Genomic DNA, 17,610 nt, shown 5'->3' with positions numbered 1-17,610 from the left:
GCGTCAGGAAGCCTTGGGCGCCGAGTACATTTCCTCGATCACTGCGTCGAAGTCCTTCATGACCTGGGCGCGCTTGACCTTCAACGACGGCGTGAGGTGACCGGAAGCCTCGGTGAAGTCGGACGGCACAATCCGGAACGACTTGATCGCCTCCGCGTGGGAGACGGACTGGTTGGCGTGGCTGATCAGTTCCTGGACGGCAGCCCGGACGAGGGCGTTGTCCGCGGCAGCCGTCGTCGTCGTGGACGCGGGAAGGCCGTGGCGCTCGAGCCAGCCGGGCAGGGCTTCCTCGTCGAGGGTGACCAGCGCGCCGATGAAGGGCCGGTTGTCGCCGATCACAAGGACCTGGGACACCAGGGCGTCCGCACGGATTTGGTCCTCCAGCAGGGCAGGCACGACGTTCTTGCCGCTCGCCGTGACGATGATTTCCTTCTTGCGGCCGGTGATCTTCAGGAAACCCTGTTCGTCCAGTTCGCCGATGTCACCTGTGCGGAACCACCCGTCGACGAACGTTTCCGCGGCGAGGTCATCCCGCTTGAAGTAGCCCCTCATGACGCAGACGCCCTTGGCGAGGATCTCGCCGTCGTCGGCGATCCTGACCGCATTTCCGGGAAGCGGGGCCCCCACCGTGCCGATCTTGATCAGGGACGGGGTGTTGACTGAAATGGGTGCCGTGGTCTCTGTGAGGCCGTAACCCTCGAGGATCTGCAAGCCGATACCGTGGAAGAAATGGCCCAGCCGTTCGCCGAGGGGACCGCCACCGGAGACGGCGTGGCTGACGTGGCCGCCCATGGCAGCGCGAAGCTTCCCGTACACCAAACGGTCGAATACGGCGTGCTTGAGCCTTAGCACCAAGCCAAGGGATCCCTCCTGCTGCGCCTTGGAGTAGGCGATCGCCGTGTCGACGGCCTTGTGGAAGATGGCACCCTTGCCACCGTCCTCCGCCTTGGTGAGCGCCGAGTTGAAGACCTTCTCGAAGACACGCGGAACAGCCAGGATGAAGGACGGCTGGAAGCTTTGCAGGTCTGCAAGCAGGTTCTTGATATCCGGCGTGTGTGCCACTTGGGCGCCGGCGGCGACGGCCAGAACCGAGATGAAACGGGCGAAGACGTGGGCCAGAGGGAGGAACATGATGGTCTTGGCGGTCTCGTTGACGACGTCGCCAAGGGAAGCCAAAGCGTTCTCCGAGAGCTCCACGAAGTTTCCGTGCGTGAGTTCGCAACCCTTGGGACGCCCCGTGGTGCCGGAGGTGTAGATGATCGTGGCGACGTCGGCGAGTTCCGCGCTGCTGCGGCGCGCCTCGAGTTCCTCGTCGCTGACACCGCTTCCCGCGCTGCGAAGCGCGTCAAGGCCGCCGCCTTCAAGCTGCCAGACATGGGCCACTGAGCCGAGGCCTTCGGCGGTGACGGCCTGGCGGATGACGTCTTCGTGGTGTGCCGACTCGGCGAATGCCGCGACTGCGCCGGAGTCGCCGAGGTTCCAGGCCACTTGTGACGGCGATGACGTTTCATAGATCGGCACGGAAATGCCGCCTGCAAACCAGACGGCGAAGTCCACGAGGGACCATTCGTAGCGGGTCCTCGACATGATGCCCACTCGGTCGCCCACGCCGACACCATTGGCGATCAGGCCTTTGGCCAGCGCCGACACGTCCTGGAGGAAGTCCTTTGCCCGGATGTCCTGCCATTGGCCGGCGCTGTCGAGCTTGGCGAACAGTGCCGGGTTGGATGTCTTGGCGGCCTGGCGAACCACAAGGTCCGTGATGTTGGTTTCGGGGGCAACATTCACCAGGGGCGGAACACTGAATTCACGCACGATAGCTCCTTCGATATCAACAGACCATTGCGGGGCTGCTCTAACTCTATACGGCCAAGTAATGGGTGTGGCGCAATTCACCTTACTCAAGTTACTGATGAGTAACATTACGTGAAGCCTGGGATTCCGCCAATGCAGGCCTGCGGGCGCTCCTTCCGAGGGTCCAACATGTCAGTACATATGGGGCGCTCGGAATAGGATGGCGACATGCCTCTGAATTCATCCAACGACCAGATCCCGGCAAGCGTTCGGAAGATTTCCTGGTCCGGTTCGGCGTCAACCGGCCGGCGCCCCGGCTCCACGCACGGCGGCCTGCGCTGGGAGTCGGTGCCATGGGCTGCGCGCCGTTCCCATCTCGGCCGCAGGGGGCTTGCGATCGGGATCGACATTGGCGGCACGAAGGTGGCAGCGGGAGTCGTGGATCCCTCGGGCCGGGTGGTCGACGAAGCGCGGCGCTCCACTCCGGGCAATGACGCCCGGGCCGTGGAGCAAGTGATCGTCGAGCTTGTCCAGGAATTGGGCAGAAACCACCGGATCGCCTCTGTGGGGATCGGCGCTGCCGGTTGGATGGATCTCGACGGCGGCACGGTGCTTTTCAGCCCCCATCTCGCCTGGCGTAACGAGCCGCTGCGCGAAAACCTTCAGAGCCTGCTGAGGCGCCCGGTACTCGTCACCAACGACGCCGACGCTGCTGCCTGGGCTGAATGGCGCTTCGGCGCAGGGCAAGGCGAGAGCCGCCTCGTCTGCATTACGCTTGGCACCGGCATCGGTGGTGCCATGGTCATGGACGGACGAGTGGAGCGTGGGCGGTTCGGCGTCGCGGGGGAGTTCGGCCACCAGATCGTGGTGCCCGGCGGGCACCGCTGCGAATGCGGCAACCGCGGATGCTGGGAGCAATATGCCTCCGGTAACGCGCTTGGCAGGGAAGCCCGTGAGCTGGCCCTCCGGAATTCACCTGTTGCCTACGAATTGCTCAAGGCTGCCGGAGGCTCGGCTGAGAACATCACGGGCGTTACCGTGACGGAGCGGGCGAAAGCCGGAGATTCCGCTTCGAGGGAGCTCTTGGAAGAAGTGGGGCACTGGCTCGGGCTTGGTCTGGCGAACCTGGCTGCTGCGCTCGACCCAGGGACATTCGTCATCGGCGGTGGGCTATGCGACGCCGGTGAGCTTCTCGTGGGCCCTGCGCGGACAGCATTCACCCGGAACCTCACCGGCCGTGGTTTCCGTCCCGCGGCCGCCATCAAGCTCGCTGCGCTGGGACCGCGAGCGGGGATGATCGGCGCTGCCGACCTGTCCCGGGTCAGCGGCAGGGCGCGCGGGTAGACGGGCCCAGCCGCGAGGGGATGCGCAGTGCGGAAGTCCGCTTAGACGCGGGCGCCGTCGTCGTTCTCGTCTTTTTCCTGGGGCAGCTTCATGATGAGGTACACCACTGAGGCCAGAAAGGTCGCCAGGATGCCCATCACTGCGAGGAGCGGCGCCGAGCGCCAGAACATGGCGGTGAACAGCAGGGCAAGCGGGCCGCCCACGGCTCCGATCCAGGCGAGCATGGTCAGGGGTTCGGTGCCGGCCAGGCTCGGCGGATCCTCCGGGACGAAGCCGTTCTCATCCTCGACGTCGTAGTCGCGCGGACCGGGCTCCCCGCCGCCCGTGGGTTCTTCTGCGGCGCCCTGTTTAGACAATCCAAGAGGGTCGAAGTCTTGGAAGGAACGTGACGATGAGCGCCCCGGAACGTCGTCCGGACCTGGACCCGGCCCTGTTCCGGAATCGTTGCCGCCCTCCGCCGACGTCGGCGCCTCGTCGAGGGCCGATGAAGGCATCGACTCAAGCCGGGCCACCAAATCGAGCCAGACGGCGTCGTCGTCTTTGTTGGCGCTCTGGTCGGGGGAGTCAGGCCCTGGCCTATTCATGGGGTGAATCCCGGAGCTCGGTACCGGACTGGCTGGCGGGGGCCGAACTGCTTGTCAGCCCTGCCATGGTCTTCTTGATGAACTCGGCAGAGCCCCGGAAAATCTCCAAGGCATCATTGTCCAGCGTGGCCACGTGGTAACTGTTCTCCAAGGTGCTGAACTCCATCGAAGCCGTGACCCGCTCCTTCAACTGCGTGATGCTCCGGTCGGAAACCACGTGGTCGACCGAGGAACGGAAGACGCGCACCGGTGCGGAAATCCGGGGGAGCAGAGTGATGGTGTCCTTGTACATCTTCTTCAACTCATGGGCGGCGGCGACCGGTGTCCTCGGGTACGCGCCCTCGTCCATGCCGGGTTTGAGGATGTCGTTGGCGATGGCCGGGGTGGATTTCATGACGTGCTTCAGGATGCCGACCACGGCGGCGCGGGGATCGTCGATCACCAGTCCCGGATTGACGACGACGGTACCGGCCACGGGCCGGGTGGCCGCGATCCGCAGAGCCAGTGTCCCTCCCATCGACAAGCCGGCGGCGAAGACGAAGTCGCACTCGGCCTGGAGCTCCAGATACGCCGCATCCACTGCGTGGTGCCACTCCTGCCAGTGCCGCGTGGCCATGTCCTGCCACGTGGTCCCATGGCCTGGAAGCAGAGGGAGACGGACAGCGAAGCCTTCGGCCGCCAAGTACTCGGCCCAGGGGCGCATGCTGTGCGGACTGCCCGTGAAGCCGTGGCTCATCACGACGCCGATACTGGGTCCACTACCGGTGAAGTCGCTGGTGTACGGCGAGGGATCGGGGAGAGTGTTCATGATGACTCCGAGGCTACTCTGTTGGCGGCACTGCTTTCCGTGATGTGTCCATCGTGTCACTGTTCGGGACAATTCTCACTGGAGTATGGTGGCTTCTGAGTGCGGGCCGGGACCGTCCGGACGCCTTGCAGACGCCGCCCCGGAGAGGAACCAAAGTGTTCTATTGGGTCATGAAACGGATCTTTTTGGGTCCGCTTCTCAAATTGCTGTTCCGCCCGTGGGTCAAGGGCCTCGACAATGTTCCCCAGGATGGCGCCGCGATTCTCGCTTCCAACCATTTGTCCTTTTCCGACTCGATCTTCATGCCGGTGATGGTGCCCCGGCGCGTCAGTTTCCTTGCCAAGTCCGAGTACTTCACGGGTACCGGGCTCAAAGGCAGGCTTACGGCCATGTTCTTCCGGCTCACCAACCAGTTGCCAATGGACCGTTCGGGCGGGGCCGCGTCCGAGTTGTCCCTGCAGGCCGGCAGGGACGTCCTGGCCGCCGGCGGCCTGCTGGGCATCTACCCTGAAGGCACCCGCAGCCCAGACGCCAGGCTCTACAGGGGCAAAGTGGGGGTCGCCAAACTTGCGCTCCAAACCCGGGTCCCCGTTGTTCCCGTTGCGATGATCGGCACCGAAAAAGTCCAGCCCATCGGGAAGCGTTTGCCCAACATCCGCAGGATCGGGATCATTTTCGGGCAACCTTTGGACTTCAGCCGGTACTACGGCCAAGAAGAAGAGCGTGCCGTTCAACGCGCCGTGACCGACGAGATCATGTACGAACTCATGCGGCTCTCGGGGCAGGAATACGTGGACGAATACGCCGCCGTCGTCAAGCAGCGGCTGGCCGGGCAGCCGCCGGAGCCGGTGAGCGGAAGCGAAGCGAATCCAGCCGACGACGGCGACGAGGGCAGGCGCCCGCCCGGCAACAGTTCGGGCCCGGACGGCGACGGCGCAGTGCCCGGGAAAGTGTGACGGCCTGCCAATAAGGGTTACGGAAGCCATGCCCCGAACAGCGGGCAAGGCAACTAGTCTTGGAGAGTGACTGAGCTATCCGCGAACCCCGCACCGTCCATGACCGGCCCCGTGACCAGTTCCCTGGGCAGCCCCCTGACCAGCACCGCGCAAAGCGGCGCGGCAAACTATCCCGGCTTGGACGATTGGCGCCAGCTGCCCATCTCGCAGCAACCCACCTGGACCGATAGGGGCGTCTTCGATGCCTCCGTCAAAGAACTGTCCGTGCTTCCGCCGCTGGTCTTCGCGGGCGAAGTCGACATCTTGCGCGAGCGTCTGGCAGCTGCAGCCCAGGGCAAGGCATTCCTGCTTCAGGGCGGCGACTGCGCCGAGACCTTCGAGGACGCGACAGCTGACAAGATCAGCGCCCGGGTCCGCACCATCCTGCAGATGGCCGTTGTGCTTACCTATGGTGCGGCCATGCCCGTCATCAAGATGGGCCGCATGGCCGGCCAGTTCGCCAAGCCCCGGTCCTCGAACGAGGAAACCCGCGACGGCGTGACCTTGCCCGCGTACCGCGGGGACATTGTCAACGGCTATGATTTCACCCCGGAGTCCCGCGCCCACGATGCCAGCCGCATGCTGAAGGCGTACCACACCTCGGCTTCCACGCTGAACCTTATTCGCGCCTTCACGCAGGGCGGCTTCGCCGATCTCCGCCTGGTGCATCTCTGGAACAAGGGCTTCACCGAAAACCCGGCCCATGCCCGCTACGAGTCCTTGGCGAGGGACATCGACCGCGCCATCAAGTTCATGGCGTCCTGCGGTGCCGATTTCGAAGCCCTCAAGCGCGTGGAGTTCTTCGCGAGCCACGAGGCACTCCTGCTCGACTACGAGCGGGCCCTGACACGCATCGACTCCCGCACGGGACTTCCTTACGACACTTCCGGGCACTTCCTCTGGATCGGTGAGCGCACCCGTGAGCTCGACCATGCGCATGTGGACTTCCTGTCCCGGGTGCGCAATCCGATCGGCGTCAAGCTCGGTCCCGGGACTTCCGGAGACGACGCATTGCGGCTCATTGACAAGCTCGACCCGAACCGCGAGCCCGGCCGCCTTACCTTCATCACCCGTATGGGTTCCAAGAACATCCGCGAGAAGCTGCCCGCCGTCGTCGAGAAGGTCACTGCGTCGGGCGCCCAGGTCCTCTGGGTCACGGACCCCATGCACGGGAACACGGTCACCTCGCCCAACGGGTACAAGACCCGCAACTTCGATGACGTCGTGGACGAAGTCCGCGGGTTCTTCGAGGTCCACCACGCACTCGGGACGGTACCCGGTGGCCTGCACATGGAAATGACCGGCGACGACGTCGCGGAATGCCTTGGCGGCGCCGATCCCATTGACCAGGACGCCTTCCTGGACCGCTACGAGTCTGTGTGCGATCCACGCCTGAACCACATGCAGTCCCTCGAGATGGCGTTCCTCGTGGCTGGAGCCCTCACCAAGCGGTAGTCCCCACGAAGCGCTAATCCCCACCAAGCGCTAGTCCAGCAGCAGGCCCGAATACAGGAAAGGCGATCCGGAACATTCCGGATCGCCTTTCCTGTATGGGCGCGTCCTACACAACGGTCAGTGTGACGACGGAGCCCTCCGGGGCATCGCTGTCCACGGGGTTCTGGTCGCGGACGGTGCCGAAGAAGCCACCCAGGATGTTGTTGATCTTGACCTCGAATCCGAGCGACTCCAGGGCCTTGCGGGCGGCGTCCGCCTGTTTGCCGATGAAGTTGGGGACATGCACCATTTTCGGACCCTTGGAGAGGGTCAACGTGACGGCGTCGCCGCGGATCAAGGTGCCGTTGGCAGGTGTCTGGCTGACCACGGCTCCCGCGGGGACCTTTTTGTCGTTGACGGGGTCCGGAGATATTTTTGCGGTCAATCCGGCGTCGCTGATCGCTTTGACAGCGGCTTGCTGGCTCATGCCGCGGACATCCGGTACGGGGAGCGGCTGCGGTCCCTTGGAGACCACCAGTGCCACCGGGGTGCCGTGGCGGACCCCGGTGTCCTGGGCCGGAGACTGGGAGATGACCGTGCCTGAAGGCACTTTGTCGTCATATTGCTCGGTGACTTTGCCGAGCGCCATCCCCGCCACACCAAGGGCATTCTTTGCCTGGTCAAGTGTCAGGCCGGTCATCGTGGCAAGCGGAAACAATTGCGGACCCTTCGAGACGAAGAGCGACACCCCTTGGAACTTCCGGACTACTTGGCCGGAAGCGGGTTCCGTTCCAACAGCCAAACCGGCCGTGACGTCGTCGTCGAACACGTCTTTTGGCTCGGATTGAAAGCCGGCGGTTCTCAGCAGCTGCTGTGCCTCGGCGACCGTCTTGTTCTTGATGTCCGGTATGGTTCCGGGCGAACCGGGCCCCATGCCGAAGAACCAGCCAGCCGCAGTGGCAAGGATCGCCAGGACAATCACGACAATCGTCCAGATCACGGCCCGGCGGCGCGGGTTGCCTTCCCGCAAAGAGCGCGACGGCGTGGCCGCGGCCCGGGCCCGGTCCTTTTCTTCCTGGCGCTCCATCCGCTTGATGTCGCGTTTGCTCGGCGGGGCATCGGCCGGATCCAGGGGTTCGCGGTCCTGTGGCACCTGGATGTCGAAAGCTGCGGCACCGGGGGAGAATCCCGACGGCGGAAGCACTGTGGTTGGATTGCGCTGGCTTGAGATGATCTCCGTCGGGCGGCCTATCCGTTCCAGGGGCTCCGTACGTTCGGCGTGGAAAGGGGCGACTACCGCGGTTGCCCCGGCCGCTTCTTGTTGCCCTTCGGGCATCGCCGCCTTGGCGGCCGGCGGGTTGATATCCAGTTGCGCGTCGCTCAAGGTGGTGCGGATGTGCCGCAGTTCCGACAAGAGCGCGGAGCCGTCCACCGGACGCTCTTCGGGTTCCTTTGCGGTGCACCACTGGACCAGTTCGTCCACATCGGCGGCAAGGCCGGGCACCGCGAGCGACGGCGGAGCGACGGCCGCGTTGACGTGCTGGTAGGCAACCTGGATGGGAACGTCGCCGGCATACGGTTGTTCGCCGGTAAGCATTTCGTAGATCATGATGCCGGTGGAGTAGATGTCGCTCCGGGCGTCCGCGGCTTTGCCGAGGACCAGTTCGGGAGCCAGATATGCGACCGTGCCGATGAGGGCGCCGGTGCTGGTGGTCGCTGTGACCGCCCGGGCCAGGCCGAAGTCGCCCACCTTGATGCGCCCGTCGTCGGCGATGAGGACGTTTTCCGGTTTCACGTCGCGGTGGATGAGCCCTGCCGCGTGGGCGGCCGCGAGCCCCTCGATGACGGGGTCGATCAGGGCAAAGGCCAGCCGGGGCGGAAGGGCTGCCTTCTCGTTGAGGACGTCGCGCAGGGTGTGGCCCTTGATGTACTCCATAACGATGTACGCAATGTGGCCGTCCTGTCCCTGGTCGAGGACACCTACGACGTGCGGGTGGGAAAGGCTCGCCGCGGCCCGGGCCTCGCGCTGCAAGCGGTCGAGGAAATTCTGGTCATTGGCCAGGTGGGGATGCAGCACTTTGAGCGCCACGTCGCGGTCGAGCCGCTCGTCGGTGGCGAGATAGACGGTTGACATTCCGCCGTTCGCGAGGCGCGATCGCACCAGGTAGCGCCCGTCCACGAGGGATCCGAGGAGTTGGTCCGAAACTTGTTCCTGCACCCTACGATCCTAGTTGAGCAAAAACACGGGCCCGAATCGCCGTGCGATCCGGGCCCGTGTTCGGCGGCCTGATTTAGCTGAAGTTCTTCTTGAGGGACAGGATCGAGGCGACGTAGGCCTTGGTGTCGTCGTACATCCCGTGCTTGCTCACCGAGTACTGGCCCTGGTAGTAGCCTGCGATGGCCGTGTTCAGATCCTTGCTGGTGTTGACGAGGGCCCGGATGATGGCGACGCCGGCGGTCACGTTGTCATACGGGTCCAGGATGTTGAGCTTGCGTCCCACCAGTTGGGAAGCCCATTCTCCGGAGGAGGGAATCACCTGCATCGTGCCGATGGCGTTGGCGGGAGAGACGGCACGCTGGTTGAAGCCGGATTCCTGGTAGGCGAACGCCATGGCCAGAGACGGGTCCACCCCCATCCGGCGCGCGGTATCGGTTACGATCCCCTTCATCTGGGCGGTGCTGGGCACCGGGGACGCATTGAGCAGGGCCTTGTTCGCGTTGGCCGAACTGACCACCGCCTCCGGGTAGGTGTAGCCCAGGAACGTGCTGGGAACCAAGGGAGTGCTGACCGGAGCCGGGGCCGGAGCCGAGGCTGCAGGAGCACCCGGGATGGCGAGCTTCTGCCCCGGATAAATGATGGTGCTCATCGATAGCCTGTTGGCCGAGAGCAGCGATGACAAGGACACGCCAAGGCGGGACGCAATGCCGCCCAGAGTGTCACCCGACTTGATCGTGTACGAGCCGCTGTTGGCAAGTGCCGGCGCTGCCGGGGCAGCCGGAGCTGAAGCAGGGGCCAATGCCGCTGGAGCCGGGGCAGCCGGAGCTGGTGCGTTCGTTCCCGGGCCAACCTTGATCTTCTGTCCCGGGTAGATGATGGACCGGCCGTTGAGGCCGTTCCAGCTGAAGACGTCCGACAGCGCCACTCCGTGGCGGGCGGCAATGCCGCTCAGGGTGTCCCCGGACACGACTGTGTAGCTGGCAGCCGACGACGACGCCGGGCTGGGTGCCGGGGCGGGCGCGGGTGCCGGGGCGCTTGGAGCAGCCGCGGAACCGGACAACTTGATCTGCTGTCCCGGGTAGATGATGGTGTTGCCCGAGAGCCCGTTGAGCTGCAGGACGGTATTGGTGTTCAGCCCGTAGCGGGCCGCGATGCCGCTGATGGTATCGCCCCGGACGATCGTGTACGTGGCCGGAGCCGTCGGTGCCATGGGCTGCATGGCAGTCGGGATGGTCGCGGCAACCGCGGAGGCGGGAATGACGTTTGCGGATACGGCTGCGGCCTGGGCCTGCATGGCCGCGGTCAGCGATGCGGGGATCCTCTGGGTTTGTGCCGCTGGAAGCGCTGTTGCCGGCTGGGCGAGCGCCAACGAAGAGAGCATGACGGCGGGCAGCGCCGCTGTGGTGGCCGCAATTATGGGCATGCTCGTTGTCTTCTTGGGCGAGCGGGGCGTCGTCATGGGAGCAATCCTCATCTCAGCAGCGGATGTTGGGAATGCCGCTGTTGCCAGTGTTACTAAAGTTAGTAGTGATGCAAATGTGATCAATGTGAATCTCTCACATTTTTCGATTCCGCACAAGAAATCCCGGCGCATTCGATTCGTGGGCAATTCGGGGACGCAAATTCCGCCCGTGCCGTCCGTCCGGCTAGGCGCAAAGCGCGCGGGCGTGGCAATCTTGATCCGTGAGTAATGTAGAAAGCCTCGTTTCCGAATGGCTGCCGCTGCCCGATGTGGCAGAGCTGCTGAACGTTTCAATCACCAAGGTCCACGGTCTTCTGGATGAGCGTGCAGTGGTGGCTGTGAGAGTGGGCGCACGCAATATCCGTTCGATTCCTGCCCTCTTTATCCAGGACGGTCATGTGGTGGATAGCCTGAAGGGCACCATCGCAGTGCTTGGCGATGCCGGGTACACGGATGAGGAGCTCATCGCGTGGCTTTTCACTCCAGATGAGTCGCTGCGTGGCCGCCCTGTCGACGCGCTCCGTGAAGGGCGCAAAACTGAAATCCGACGCAGGGCCCAATCGCTTGCCTGGTAAGGGACTCCTGCCTTAAATACAGTGGTGGCGATCAGATTGCTGATCGCCACCACTGTATTTAAGGCAGGTATTTAGACTGCCCTTAACGTGGATTTCTCCAAGAGTTCATGCGGCCCGGCTGACGGCGGCTTCGGCCAACCGCCTGAGCGCGGTAAGCGGGAGTTCAGCCAAGGGGAGCCTTTCCAAGGCCTCGAAAGCTTCGTTGCTGAGTTCCTCGATCATGGATTCCGTGGCTTCGAGCGCTCCGCAATCTACGATGATCCGCCGGATCTCGGCAACCTCGGCCTCGCCAAGGTCCTGCCGTCCGAGCATGGTATCGATGTAGCTCGAATCAGTAGCCCCGGCCTGGTTGATGGCGAAGCCCACCAGCACAGTCCGTTTGCCTTCGCGGAGGTCATCTCCTGCAGGCTTTCCTGTCGTCCCGGGGTCTCCGAACACCCCCAGGACGTCGTCGCGGAGCTGGAAAGCTTCACCAAGGGGCAACGCGAAAGCGGAATAGCCTTGCAAGAGCTCTTCGCTGGCACCGGCCAAGGCGCCACCAAGGGCCAAGGGGTGTTCCGTTGAGTACTTCGCCGATTTGAATCGGATGATGGACTGTGCGCGGCGGACGGCACCTGCGCGGTCCCGCACGGGGCCCGCAACTTCCTCCAGGATGTCCAGGTATTGGCCGGCCATGACCTCGGCGCGCATCAGGTTGAAGATCCGCCGCGCAGGCGTGCCTGTTGCAGCCCTGCCGCCAATCTCGGTGAACGCTTCCTCGCTGAACGACAGGCAGAGGTCTCCGGTGAGGATCGCGGCCGCATGTCCGAAGCGCTCGCTGTCGAGGGCCCAGCCCTCGCCCTCATGGAGCTGGCTGAACCGCTTGTGGACGCTTGGACCGCCACGCCGAGTGTCAGAGCGGTCGATGATGTCGTCGTGAATCAGGGCTGCTGCCTGGAAGAGTTCCAAAGCGCAGCCGGCAGTAATGATGTCCGGATGTGCGGACTCACCGCCGGCACCTCGCCACCCCCAGTAGCACATCAAGGCCCGGAGCCGCTTGCCACCTGTCACGAGGCTCGTGATTGAGCCCATGAGGGGAGCGACATCGGGGGAGATGGTGGCCATGGTTTCTTGTTGCACCGCAAGGAAACCGTTTAGTTTGGCCGCGACGTCGGCCACGAAACGGCTCTGTTCCGAACCTAGGCTCTCGGTGGTCACTTGATTGACCCGGCGGCCACGTTGGCACCGATGGTGAACGTGGATTTGCCCGCTGTTTCCACAACCGAGATATTCACGGTTTCATTGTCGCCACGGAGGAAATCCTTTGATTTGATACTTCCCACGGTGCTGCCGGGAACTTCCTTAAAGCCCTGCGCCGTGAGCGCAGAGGTATAAAAGGCCACTACTGCGTCCGATGGGGACGCAATGGTGCCGACCAGGGCCACCGACGCCGGGGAGGAGTTCTTGTCGAAACTGCTCGATTCCACCGCTGCCTTGGGCATCAATGGAATCAGTTGTTGCGGGAATCCCGGAACCAGGGCGCCGACCGTCGCCGAAGCTCCTGCAGCCGCCGTGGACGTGGTGGCCGACGCCGGACTTGCCGAGGCAGGGGCCGCCCCGGACGATGTTGGCGCAGCCCCTTGGGATGCCGTGCCCGCGGGGGACGACCCGCAAGCCGAGATGGTCAACGCGACGCCCGTGGCCAGCAAGGCCATACTGACGGGTTGAGGCTTTCCAAAGAGCTTCACAGGGATTTCCTCCTGGGGACGACGCCGGATGCTGCCTCCAGTTTAGGGCGCCGGATGCGGCCACCAGTAACCAGTGCCGCGGCATAGGATTTCCTTGTGAGACCACAAGCAGAGAACAACGGGCGGGGCCCCGGACAAGAATCCGCCCCGGATCCCGCTGCCCTGCGGGAACTGAGGCGCACCAGCATCCTCCACGTCGACATGGATGCCTTCTTTGTCTCGGTGGAATTGCGCACCCGGCCTGAACTCAAGGGAAAACCCGTCATTGTCGGCTTCCCGGTGGATCGCTCAGTTGTACTGTCCGCCTCCTACGAAGCGCGGGCGCTGGGCGTGAAGTCTGCCATGCCCATGGCCAACGCTATGCGGATGTGCCCCAACGCTGTCATCATCGAGCCCCGCCACAGCCTCTACTACGAGGTGTCCCGGGAGTTGATGGGCATATTCGAATCGATAACGGACCTCGTGGAGCCCTTGAGTGTCGACGAGGCTTTCCTGGATGTCGGTGGCGCGATCCGGAGGCTTGGTCCGCCTCTCCAGATCGGCCATTTGATCCGGCGCCGCGTTTTGTCCGAGCTCGGAATCACTGCGTCCGTGGGAATAGCGGCCAACAAGTTCGTTGCCAAAATTGCTTCTACGCGCTGCAAACCCGACGGACTGCTGCTCATTGAAGAAGGGCAGACCGTAGCCTATCTCCACAGCCTGCCCGTGAACGCCTTATGGGGAGTCGGGGCCAAGACCGCCGATGTCCTCGCCCGGCTGGGGATCCGTACCGTGGCTGACGTTGCGGCCACGCCGCTGTCTTCCTTGAAAAAGGTCCTCGGAGCGTCGGGCGAGCACGTCCACCGATTGTCGATGGGCTTGGATCCGCGGCCGGTCACGCCTACCCGCCTCGAGAAGAGCATCGGTTCCGAGGAGACGTTCGCTGTTGACACTCCGGATGACGCACTCCTGCAGCGCGAGTTGCTAAGGCTCTCCCACCGAACTGCTTCACGGCTGCGGACAGCCGGAATGTTGGCCCGGACCATCGCGTTGAAACTGCGCTATGCGGATTTTTCGACAATCAGCCGCAGTAAGACAATGCATACGCCTGTAGACAGCGCCCAGTTGATCTATCAAGTTGCGAACCAGTTGCTGGCGTCCTTGGGGGAGCGGCCCATGAGCGTGCGCCTTGTTGGAGTCAGGGCCGAGCAGCTCGAACCGGCGGAACACACCTCGCTGCAGTTGAGCTTCGACCGCAGGGACGACAACTGGCGGGCGGCTGAAAAGGCGCTTGACCGTGTCACCGAGCGATTCGGCAGCAAGACTGTTCTTCCGGCGACGCTTCTGGAGCCGAATGCGGAGCCCGGCGGGCCGGGTTCTCCTTAGGCTTCGAAGAGCCCCCGCGTGCCCTCCGGGGTGTCTTTCAGAACAGCGGCCAACAAACTATCCTAGAGATACACAGATTTAGACCGTCTGGATAAATTGCCATGTTGCGTCTGTTCCGTGAGACCGTGTTCACAAGACCCGGTCTTCGGGAACCCTTTTTTGGGTTCGTCCGTTCAAGGGAACAGAGGCAACGGCCGCGGCGTATCCAGACGCTGGCCGACTAAAGGAGGTCGCGATGCCCCTCTCGGAGCACGAACAGAAGCTCCTCGAGCAACTCGAGAAGCAACTGCATGAGGACGATCCAAAGTTTGCCAATTCAATGGGCTCTGACCCCATTCGCTCATGGTCGACCAGGCACATCGTTATTGGCGTTCTAGGCACTATCGCCGGGATTCTCTTGTTGTTGGTAGGTGTGTCCTTGCAGAACATCTTCCTTGGTGTGCTGGGCTTCATCGTGATGGGCGCCGGCGTTTACTTTGCCACCCTGAGAAGGGCAGCCGGCGGGAAGTCGAAGAGTGCCAAGCCGGGCAAGTCAAAGAACTCATTCATGAGCAACCTCGAAGAACGCTGGGACGAGCGCCGCCGCGGCGAGGAGAGCTGAACGCTCCACCAGGGGGCTTGTCCTCCACCGGGATGCCGAGTCCTCCACATTGCACCACCAGGCTCCGGCCTGATTGCGAAAAGACCCGAATATCGGGTCTTTTCGCATTTAACGCCACGTTCGCCGCACATCGTGAGCCTGTAAGCGCGGCTGGGGGAGCCGCCGTCGAGCGCTTCCCTAGAGGGCCGCCGCAAAGCGTCCTCCACCACCAACCACCACTGAGATCCACGTGTTTTCAGGCTCCCGCGTTCGAAAGTGGGGCAGAAACACGCCGGATTGCGTTGACTGTGGGGGCTTGTGGAGTAAAGTGGAGCGAGTAAGAGGGTAGTGGCGGCGTGGGGCAGGTACGGGCACCTTTACGGATGGGGGCGGTGGGCCAGTGTTTCTTGGCACGCATTCTCCTCGTCTGGATGAAAAGGGCCGGATCATCCTTCCCGCCAAGTTCCGCGAGGAACTTGCTGACGGCTTGGTGCTCACAAGGGGCCAGGAACGTTGCATCTACGTCTTCAGCCAGCGGGAATTCGAACGTATTCACGAATCCATGCGGGAGGCCCCCATTTCCTCCAAGCAGTCGCGTGACTACATCCGGGTTTTCCTGTCCGGAGCCTCTGACGAGGTACCTGACAAGCAGGGGCGCGTGACGATTCCGCCGGCGCTCCGGAGCTACGCAGGTCTTGAGCGGGAATTGGCGGTCATCGGCGCCGGAACCCGTGCAGAGATCTGGGATGCCCAGGCTTGGGATGAATACCTGGCCGAGAAGGAAGCCGCCTTCTCGGAGACCGACGACGACAACCTTCCCGGGTTCATTTAGAAACCGGGACAGGAAGCAGCAATGCTTCTTGGACGGGATCTCCAGCCGCCCATCACATAGTTTTCCTGGCTCACCTTCCCCGGAGCCAGGCGGACGCTGCGATAGGCGCGGATGGGGATCCGGCTCAAGAAGCGACCCGCCCAACTGACAGACGAACTATTCAGCTCTGAGGAGGCCGCATGGAGGAGCAAGACGCGCCAAAACCAACCTCGGAGCGACATGTACCGGTCCTGAAGGACCGGTGCATCAATTTGTTGGCACCAGGTTTTGAGGCCGCCCGCAGCCGTGGCGAGACGCCCGTCGTCATCGACGCCACGTTGGGAATGGGTGGCCACTCCGAAGCGATGCTGCAGCGGTTCCCCGATCTGCACCTTGTCGGCATAGACCGGGACGAAGAGGCCCTGGCCCTCGCCGGTGAGCGACTGCAACCCTTCGCGGCCCGCACTGACTTGGTGCATGCCGTCTATGACGAAATCGAAGATGTCCTCGTAGACCTTGGAATCCCGGAAGTGCACGGCATCCTCATGGATCTGGGTGTGTCTTCCCTCCAATTGGACGAGCGGGAGCGCGGCTTTGCCTACTCCTACGACGCGCCGCTGGATATGCGGATGGACACCAGCCGCGGCCAGACTGCCGCCGACGTCGTCAACAACTATTCCGAAGAAGACCTGGTACGGATTATCCGCAAGTGGGGCGAGGAGAAGTTCGCCGGCAGGATCGCAAACCGCATCGTCACGGCAAGGGCCGTCAAGCCTTTCGCCACCACCGGGGAGCTCGTCGAGCAGATCCGCGGCGTTGTTCCTGCGGCCGCCGCAAAGTCCGGCGGGCATCCGGCAAAGCGGACTTTCCAGGCCCTGCGGATTGAAGTCAACGAGGAACTCGACGTTCTGGAGAGAGCAGTGCCTGCCGCCCTCTCGGCCTCGGCAATGGGCGGACGGGTAGTGGTGATGTCTTACCACTCACTCGAAGACAAGATCGTGAAATCGGTCTTCCAGTCCCGGTCCAAATCGTCCGCCCCGCTGGGCTTCCCCGTGGAGCTGGAAGAACACAAACCGGAATTCAAGACCCTAACCAAGGGCACGGAAGTGCCCACACTTGAAGAAATCGCCGAAAACCCGCGTGCGGCATCTGCCCGCCTGCGGGCCGTGGAACGCATCAAAGCGAGGAGAACAGCATGAGCACCGCTGCCGCGAAGATCCTGCCGCCCACGGTGGGGAACACCGCGCGTGCCCTGCCCGCCCGGGGACCGGAACGCGAGACGACCCGCAAGGCGCGGACACCGCTCTCGCTCGTCCAGAGTGTTCCCGGACGACGGCGGACTCCCTTCGTCGTCTTTTGCTTCGGCGTGCTGGCCGCCGCCTTGTTGACTGTCCTGGTGCTCAACATCTCCGTTTCCACGGCCCAATACGACCTTGTGAAGCTCAGGAATGACGCTGCATCCCTGAACAAGCAGAACCAGGATCTGACACAACAGGTCCAGAACTACCAGGCTCCCCAGAATCTTGCCGCCAAGGCCGCAGAATTGGGCATGGTAGCTTCCACTGCCACCGGCCAGATCGATCTGGACAACCTGACAGTCACAGGAAAGGCCACGCCGGCAACCAAGGGACAGAATCCCGGTGCCGTCATCGCTGCTCCTGCGGTTGCAGGCCAGTCCAGCGTCGCAGCTCCTGCACCCGCCAAGAACGATTCACTGGACAGCCGTAAGCCCAACGGTGCCGCCGACTCCACCGCGGCCAAACCGCAGGCGCCCGCGGTTCCTGCGGCACCCAAGCCGCCGGTTGTGGATCTCCATGGTGGTTCGGTCCCCGCTCCGCAGCAGAAGGTACCCGGGCAGTAGCGTCCAGCCGACCTGATTTCAGGTGACCAGCAAGGCAAGCAGCAAGGAATCG

General features: G+C 63.5%; 17 protein-coding genes. 10 read left to right on the top strand and 7 right to left on the bottom strand.

Annotation, left to right across the window (positions count from 1 at the left end; all coding sequences use genetic code 11):
• Nucleotides 1-3: 3 nt before the first annotated feature.
• Nucleotides 4-1,815, bottom strand: coding sequence for an AMP-dependent synthetase/ligase (locus ACSVHC_RS02675; RefSeq protein ID WP_437773189.1), 1,812 nt, complete (start codon nt 1,813-1,815; stop codon nt 4-6).
• 207 nt (nt 1,816-2,022) lie between these two features.
• On the opposite strand from ACSVHC_RS02675, the gene ACSVHC_RS02670 reads away from it, so the two are divergent.
• A complete protein-coding gene (locus ACSVHC_RS02670) occupies nt 2,023-3,138 on the top strand; it encodes an ROK family glucokinase (RefSeq protein ID WP_437773190.1) in 1,116 nt (371 codons plus the stop codon).
• A gap of 41 nt (nt 3,139-3,179) precedes the next feature.
• Here the strand turns inward: ACSVHC_RS02670 and ACSVHC_RS02665 are convergent, their stop codons facing one another.
• Nucleotides 3,180-3,722, bottom strand: a complete 543-nt coding sequence (locus tag ACSVHC_RS02665) for a hypothetical protein (protein WP_437773191.1) — start codon at nt 3,720-3,722, stop codon at nt 3,180-3,182.
• Complete coding sequence (locus ACSVHC_RS02660) at nt 3,715-4,530, bottom strand: alpha/beta hydrolase (protein WP_437773192.1); 816 nt, start codon at nt 4,528-4,530, stop codon at nt 3,715-3,717. The genes ACSVHC_RS02665 and ACSVHC_RS02660 overlap by 8 nt, the downstream gene beginning before the upstream one ends.
• 155 nt (nt 4,531-4,685) lie before the next feature.
• On the opposite strand from ACSVHC_RS02660, the gene ACSVHC_RS02655 reads away from it, so the two are divergent.
• Together ACSVHC_RS02655 and ACSVHC_RS02650 are read left to right on the top strand one after the other, a co-directional pair.
• Entirely contained in the window at nt 4,686-5,486 is an 801-nt protein-coding gene (locus tag ACSVHC_RS02655; RefSeq protein ID WP_437773193.1) for a lysophospholipid acyltransferase family protein, read from the top strand.
• A gap of 66 nt (nt 5,487-5,552) precedes the next feature.
• Entirely contained in the window at nt 5,553-6,980 is a 1,428-nt protein-coding gene (locus tag ACSVHC_RS02650) for a class II 3-deoxy-7-phosphoheptulonate synthase (protein WP_425550454.1), read from the top strand.
• Nucleotides 6,981-7,086: 106 nt separating this feature from the next.
• Here the strand turns inward: ACSVHC_RS02650 and pknB are convergent, their stop codons facing one another.
• Both pknB and ACSVHC_RS02640 read right to left on the bottom strand, forming a co-directional pair.
• Entirely contained in the window at nt 7,087-9,177 is a 2,091-nt protein-coding gene (pknB, locus tag ACSVHC_RS02645) for a Stk1 family PASTA domain-containing Ser/Thr kinase (protein WP_437773194.1), read from the bottom strand.
• A 73-nt stretch (nt 9,178-9,250) separates the two neighbouring features.
• Nucleotides 9,251-10,636: a lytic transglycosylase domain-containing protein gene (locus ACSVHC_RS02640; RefSeq protein WP_439180571.1), complete on the bottom strand. Its 1,386-nt coding sequence runs from the start codon at nt 10,634-10,636 to the stop codon at nt 9,251-9,253.
• Between the two features lie 224 nt (nt 10,637-10,860).
• Here ACSVHC_RS02640 and ACSVHC_RS02635 point away from each other — a divergent pair, with 224 nt between their 5' ends.
• Nucleotides 10,861-11,214 carry an Rv2175c family DNA-binding protein gene (locus tag ACSVHC_RS02635; RefSeq protein WP_437773196.1) on the top strand — a complete coding sequence of 118 codons (354 nt, stop codon included), beginning with the start codon at nt 10,861-10,863 and terminating at the stop codon, nt 11,212-11,214.
• A 105-nt stretch (nt 11,215-11,319) separates the two neighbouring features.
• Here the strand turns inward: ACSVHC_RS02635 and ACSVHC_RS02630 are convergent, their stop codons facing one another.
• Both ACSVHC_RS02630 and ACSVHC_RS02625 read right to left on the bottom strand, forming a co-directional pair.
• Entirely contained in the window at nt 11,320-12,318 is a 999-nt protein-coding gene (locus ACSVHC_RS02630) for a polyprenyl synthetase family protein (protein ID WP_437773990.1), read from the bottom strand.
• Between the two features lie 89 nt (nt 12,319-12,407).
• Entirely contained in the window at nt 12,408-12,596 is a 189-nt protein-coding gene (locus ACSVHC_RS02625) for a hypothetical protein (protein WP_308193892.1), read from the bottom strand.
• A gap of 22 nt (nt 12,597-12,618) precedes the next feature.
• Here ACSVHC_RS02625 and ACSVHC_RS02620 point away from each other — a divergent pair, with 22 nt between their 5' ends.
• The 6 genes from ACSVHC_RS02620 (at nt 12,619) to ACSVHC_RS02595 (ending at nt 17,558) form a co-directional block, all read left to right on the top strand.
• Entirely contained in the window at nt 12,619-12,921 is a 303-nt protein-coding gene (locus tag ACSVHC_RS02620; protein ID WP_437773197.1) for a hypothetical protein, read from the top strand.
• A 182-nt stretch (nt 12,922-13,103) separates the two neighbouring features.
• On the top strand, nt 13,104-14,306 hold the full coding sequence (dinB, locus tag ACSVHC_RS02615) for a DNA polymerase IV (protein ID WP_437773991.1): 1,203 nt from the start codon (nt 13,104-13,106) through the stop codon (nt 14,304-14,306).
• Between the two features lie 235 nt (nt 14,307-14,541).
• On the top strand, nt 14,542-14,907 hold the full coding sequence (locus tag ACSVHC_RS02610; protein WP_059389148.1) for a DUF3040 domain-containing protein: 366 nt from the start codon (nt 14,542-14,544) through the stop codon (nt 14,905-14,907).
• A 379-nt stretch (nt 14,908-15,286) separates the two neighbouring features.
• Entirely contained in the window at nt 15,287-15,718 is a 432-nt protein-coding gene (mraZ, locus tag ACSVHC_RS02605) for a division/cell wall cluster transcriptional repressor MraZ (RefSeq protein WP_059389147.1), read from the top strand.
• Nucleotides 15,719-15,897: 179 nt separating this feature from the next.
• On the top strand, nt 15,898-16,896 hold the full coding sequence (gene rsmH / locus ACSVHC_RS02600) for a 16S rRNA (cytosine(1402)-N(4))-methyltransferase RsmH (protein WP_437773198.1): 999 nt from the start codon (nt 15,898-15,900) through the stop codon (nt 16,894-16,896).
• Nucleotides 16,893-17,558, top strand: a complete 666-nt coding sequence (locus tag ACSVHC_RS02595) for a cell division protein FtsL (RefSeq protein ID WP_437773199.1) — start codon at nt 16,893-16,895, stop codon at nt 17,556-17,558. The genes rsmH and ACSVHC_RS02595 overlap by 4 nt, the downstream gene beginning before the upstream one ends.
• The last annotated feature ends 52 nt before the right edge of the window (nt 17,559-17,610 follow it).

The sequence above is a fragment of the Arthrobacter sp. KNU-44 genome (assembly GCF_051843155.1).
In the GTDB taxonomy this organism is placed as follows: Bacteria; Actinomycetota; Actinomycetes; order Actinomycetales; family Micrococcaceae; genus Arthrobacter.
Note: the sequence above shows the minus strand (reverse complement) of the source record. Positions and strands in the feature narration are given on the sequence as shown.

Excerpts from the sequence above, each read along its gene's own strand:
- ACSVHC_RS02670 (WP_437773190.1), top strand. The coding sequence starts at position 2,023 with ATGCCTCTGAATTCATCCAACGACCAGATCCCGGCAAGCGTTCGGAAG.
- ACSVHC_RS02665 (WP_437773191.1), bottom strand. The coding sequence starts at position 3,722 with ATGAATAGGCCAGGGCCTGACTCCCCCGACCAGAGCGCCAACAAAGAC.
- ACSVHC_RS02660 (WP_437773192.1), bottom strand. The coding sequence starts at position 4,530 with ATGAACACTCTCCCCGATCCCTCGCCGTACACCAGCGACTTCACCGGT.
- ACSVHC_RS02640 (WP_439180571.1), bottom strand. The coding sequence starts at position 10,636 with ATGACGACGCCCCGCTCGCCCAAGAAGACAACGAGCATGCCCATAATT.
- ACSVHC_RS02630 (WP_437773990.1), bottom strand. The coding sequence starts at position 12,318 with ATGGCCACCATCTCCCCCGATGTCGCTCCCCTCATGGGCTCAATCACG.
- ACSVHC_RS02620 (WP_437773197.1), top strand. The coding sequence starts at position 12,619 with ATGGTGCCGACCAGGGCCACCGACGCCGGGGAGGAGTTCTTGTCGAAA.
- ACSVHC_RS02610 (WP_059389148.1), top strand. The coding sequence starts at position 14,542 with ATGCCCCTCTCGGAGCACGAACAGAAGCTCCTCGAGCAACTCGAGAAG.
- rsmH (WP_437773198.1), top strand. The coding sequence starts at position 15,898 with ATGGAGGAGCAAGACGCGCCAAAACCAACCTCGGAGCGACATGTACCG.
- ACSVHC_RS02595 (WP_437773199.1), top strand. The coding sequence starts at position 16,893 with ATGAGCACCGCTGCCGCGAAGATCCTGCCGCCCACGGTGGGGAACACC.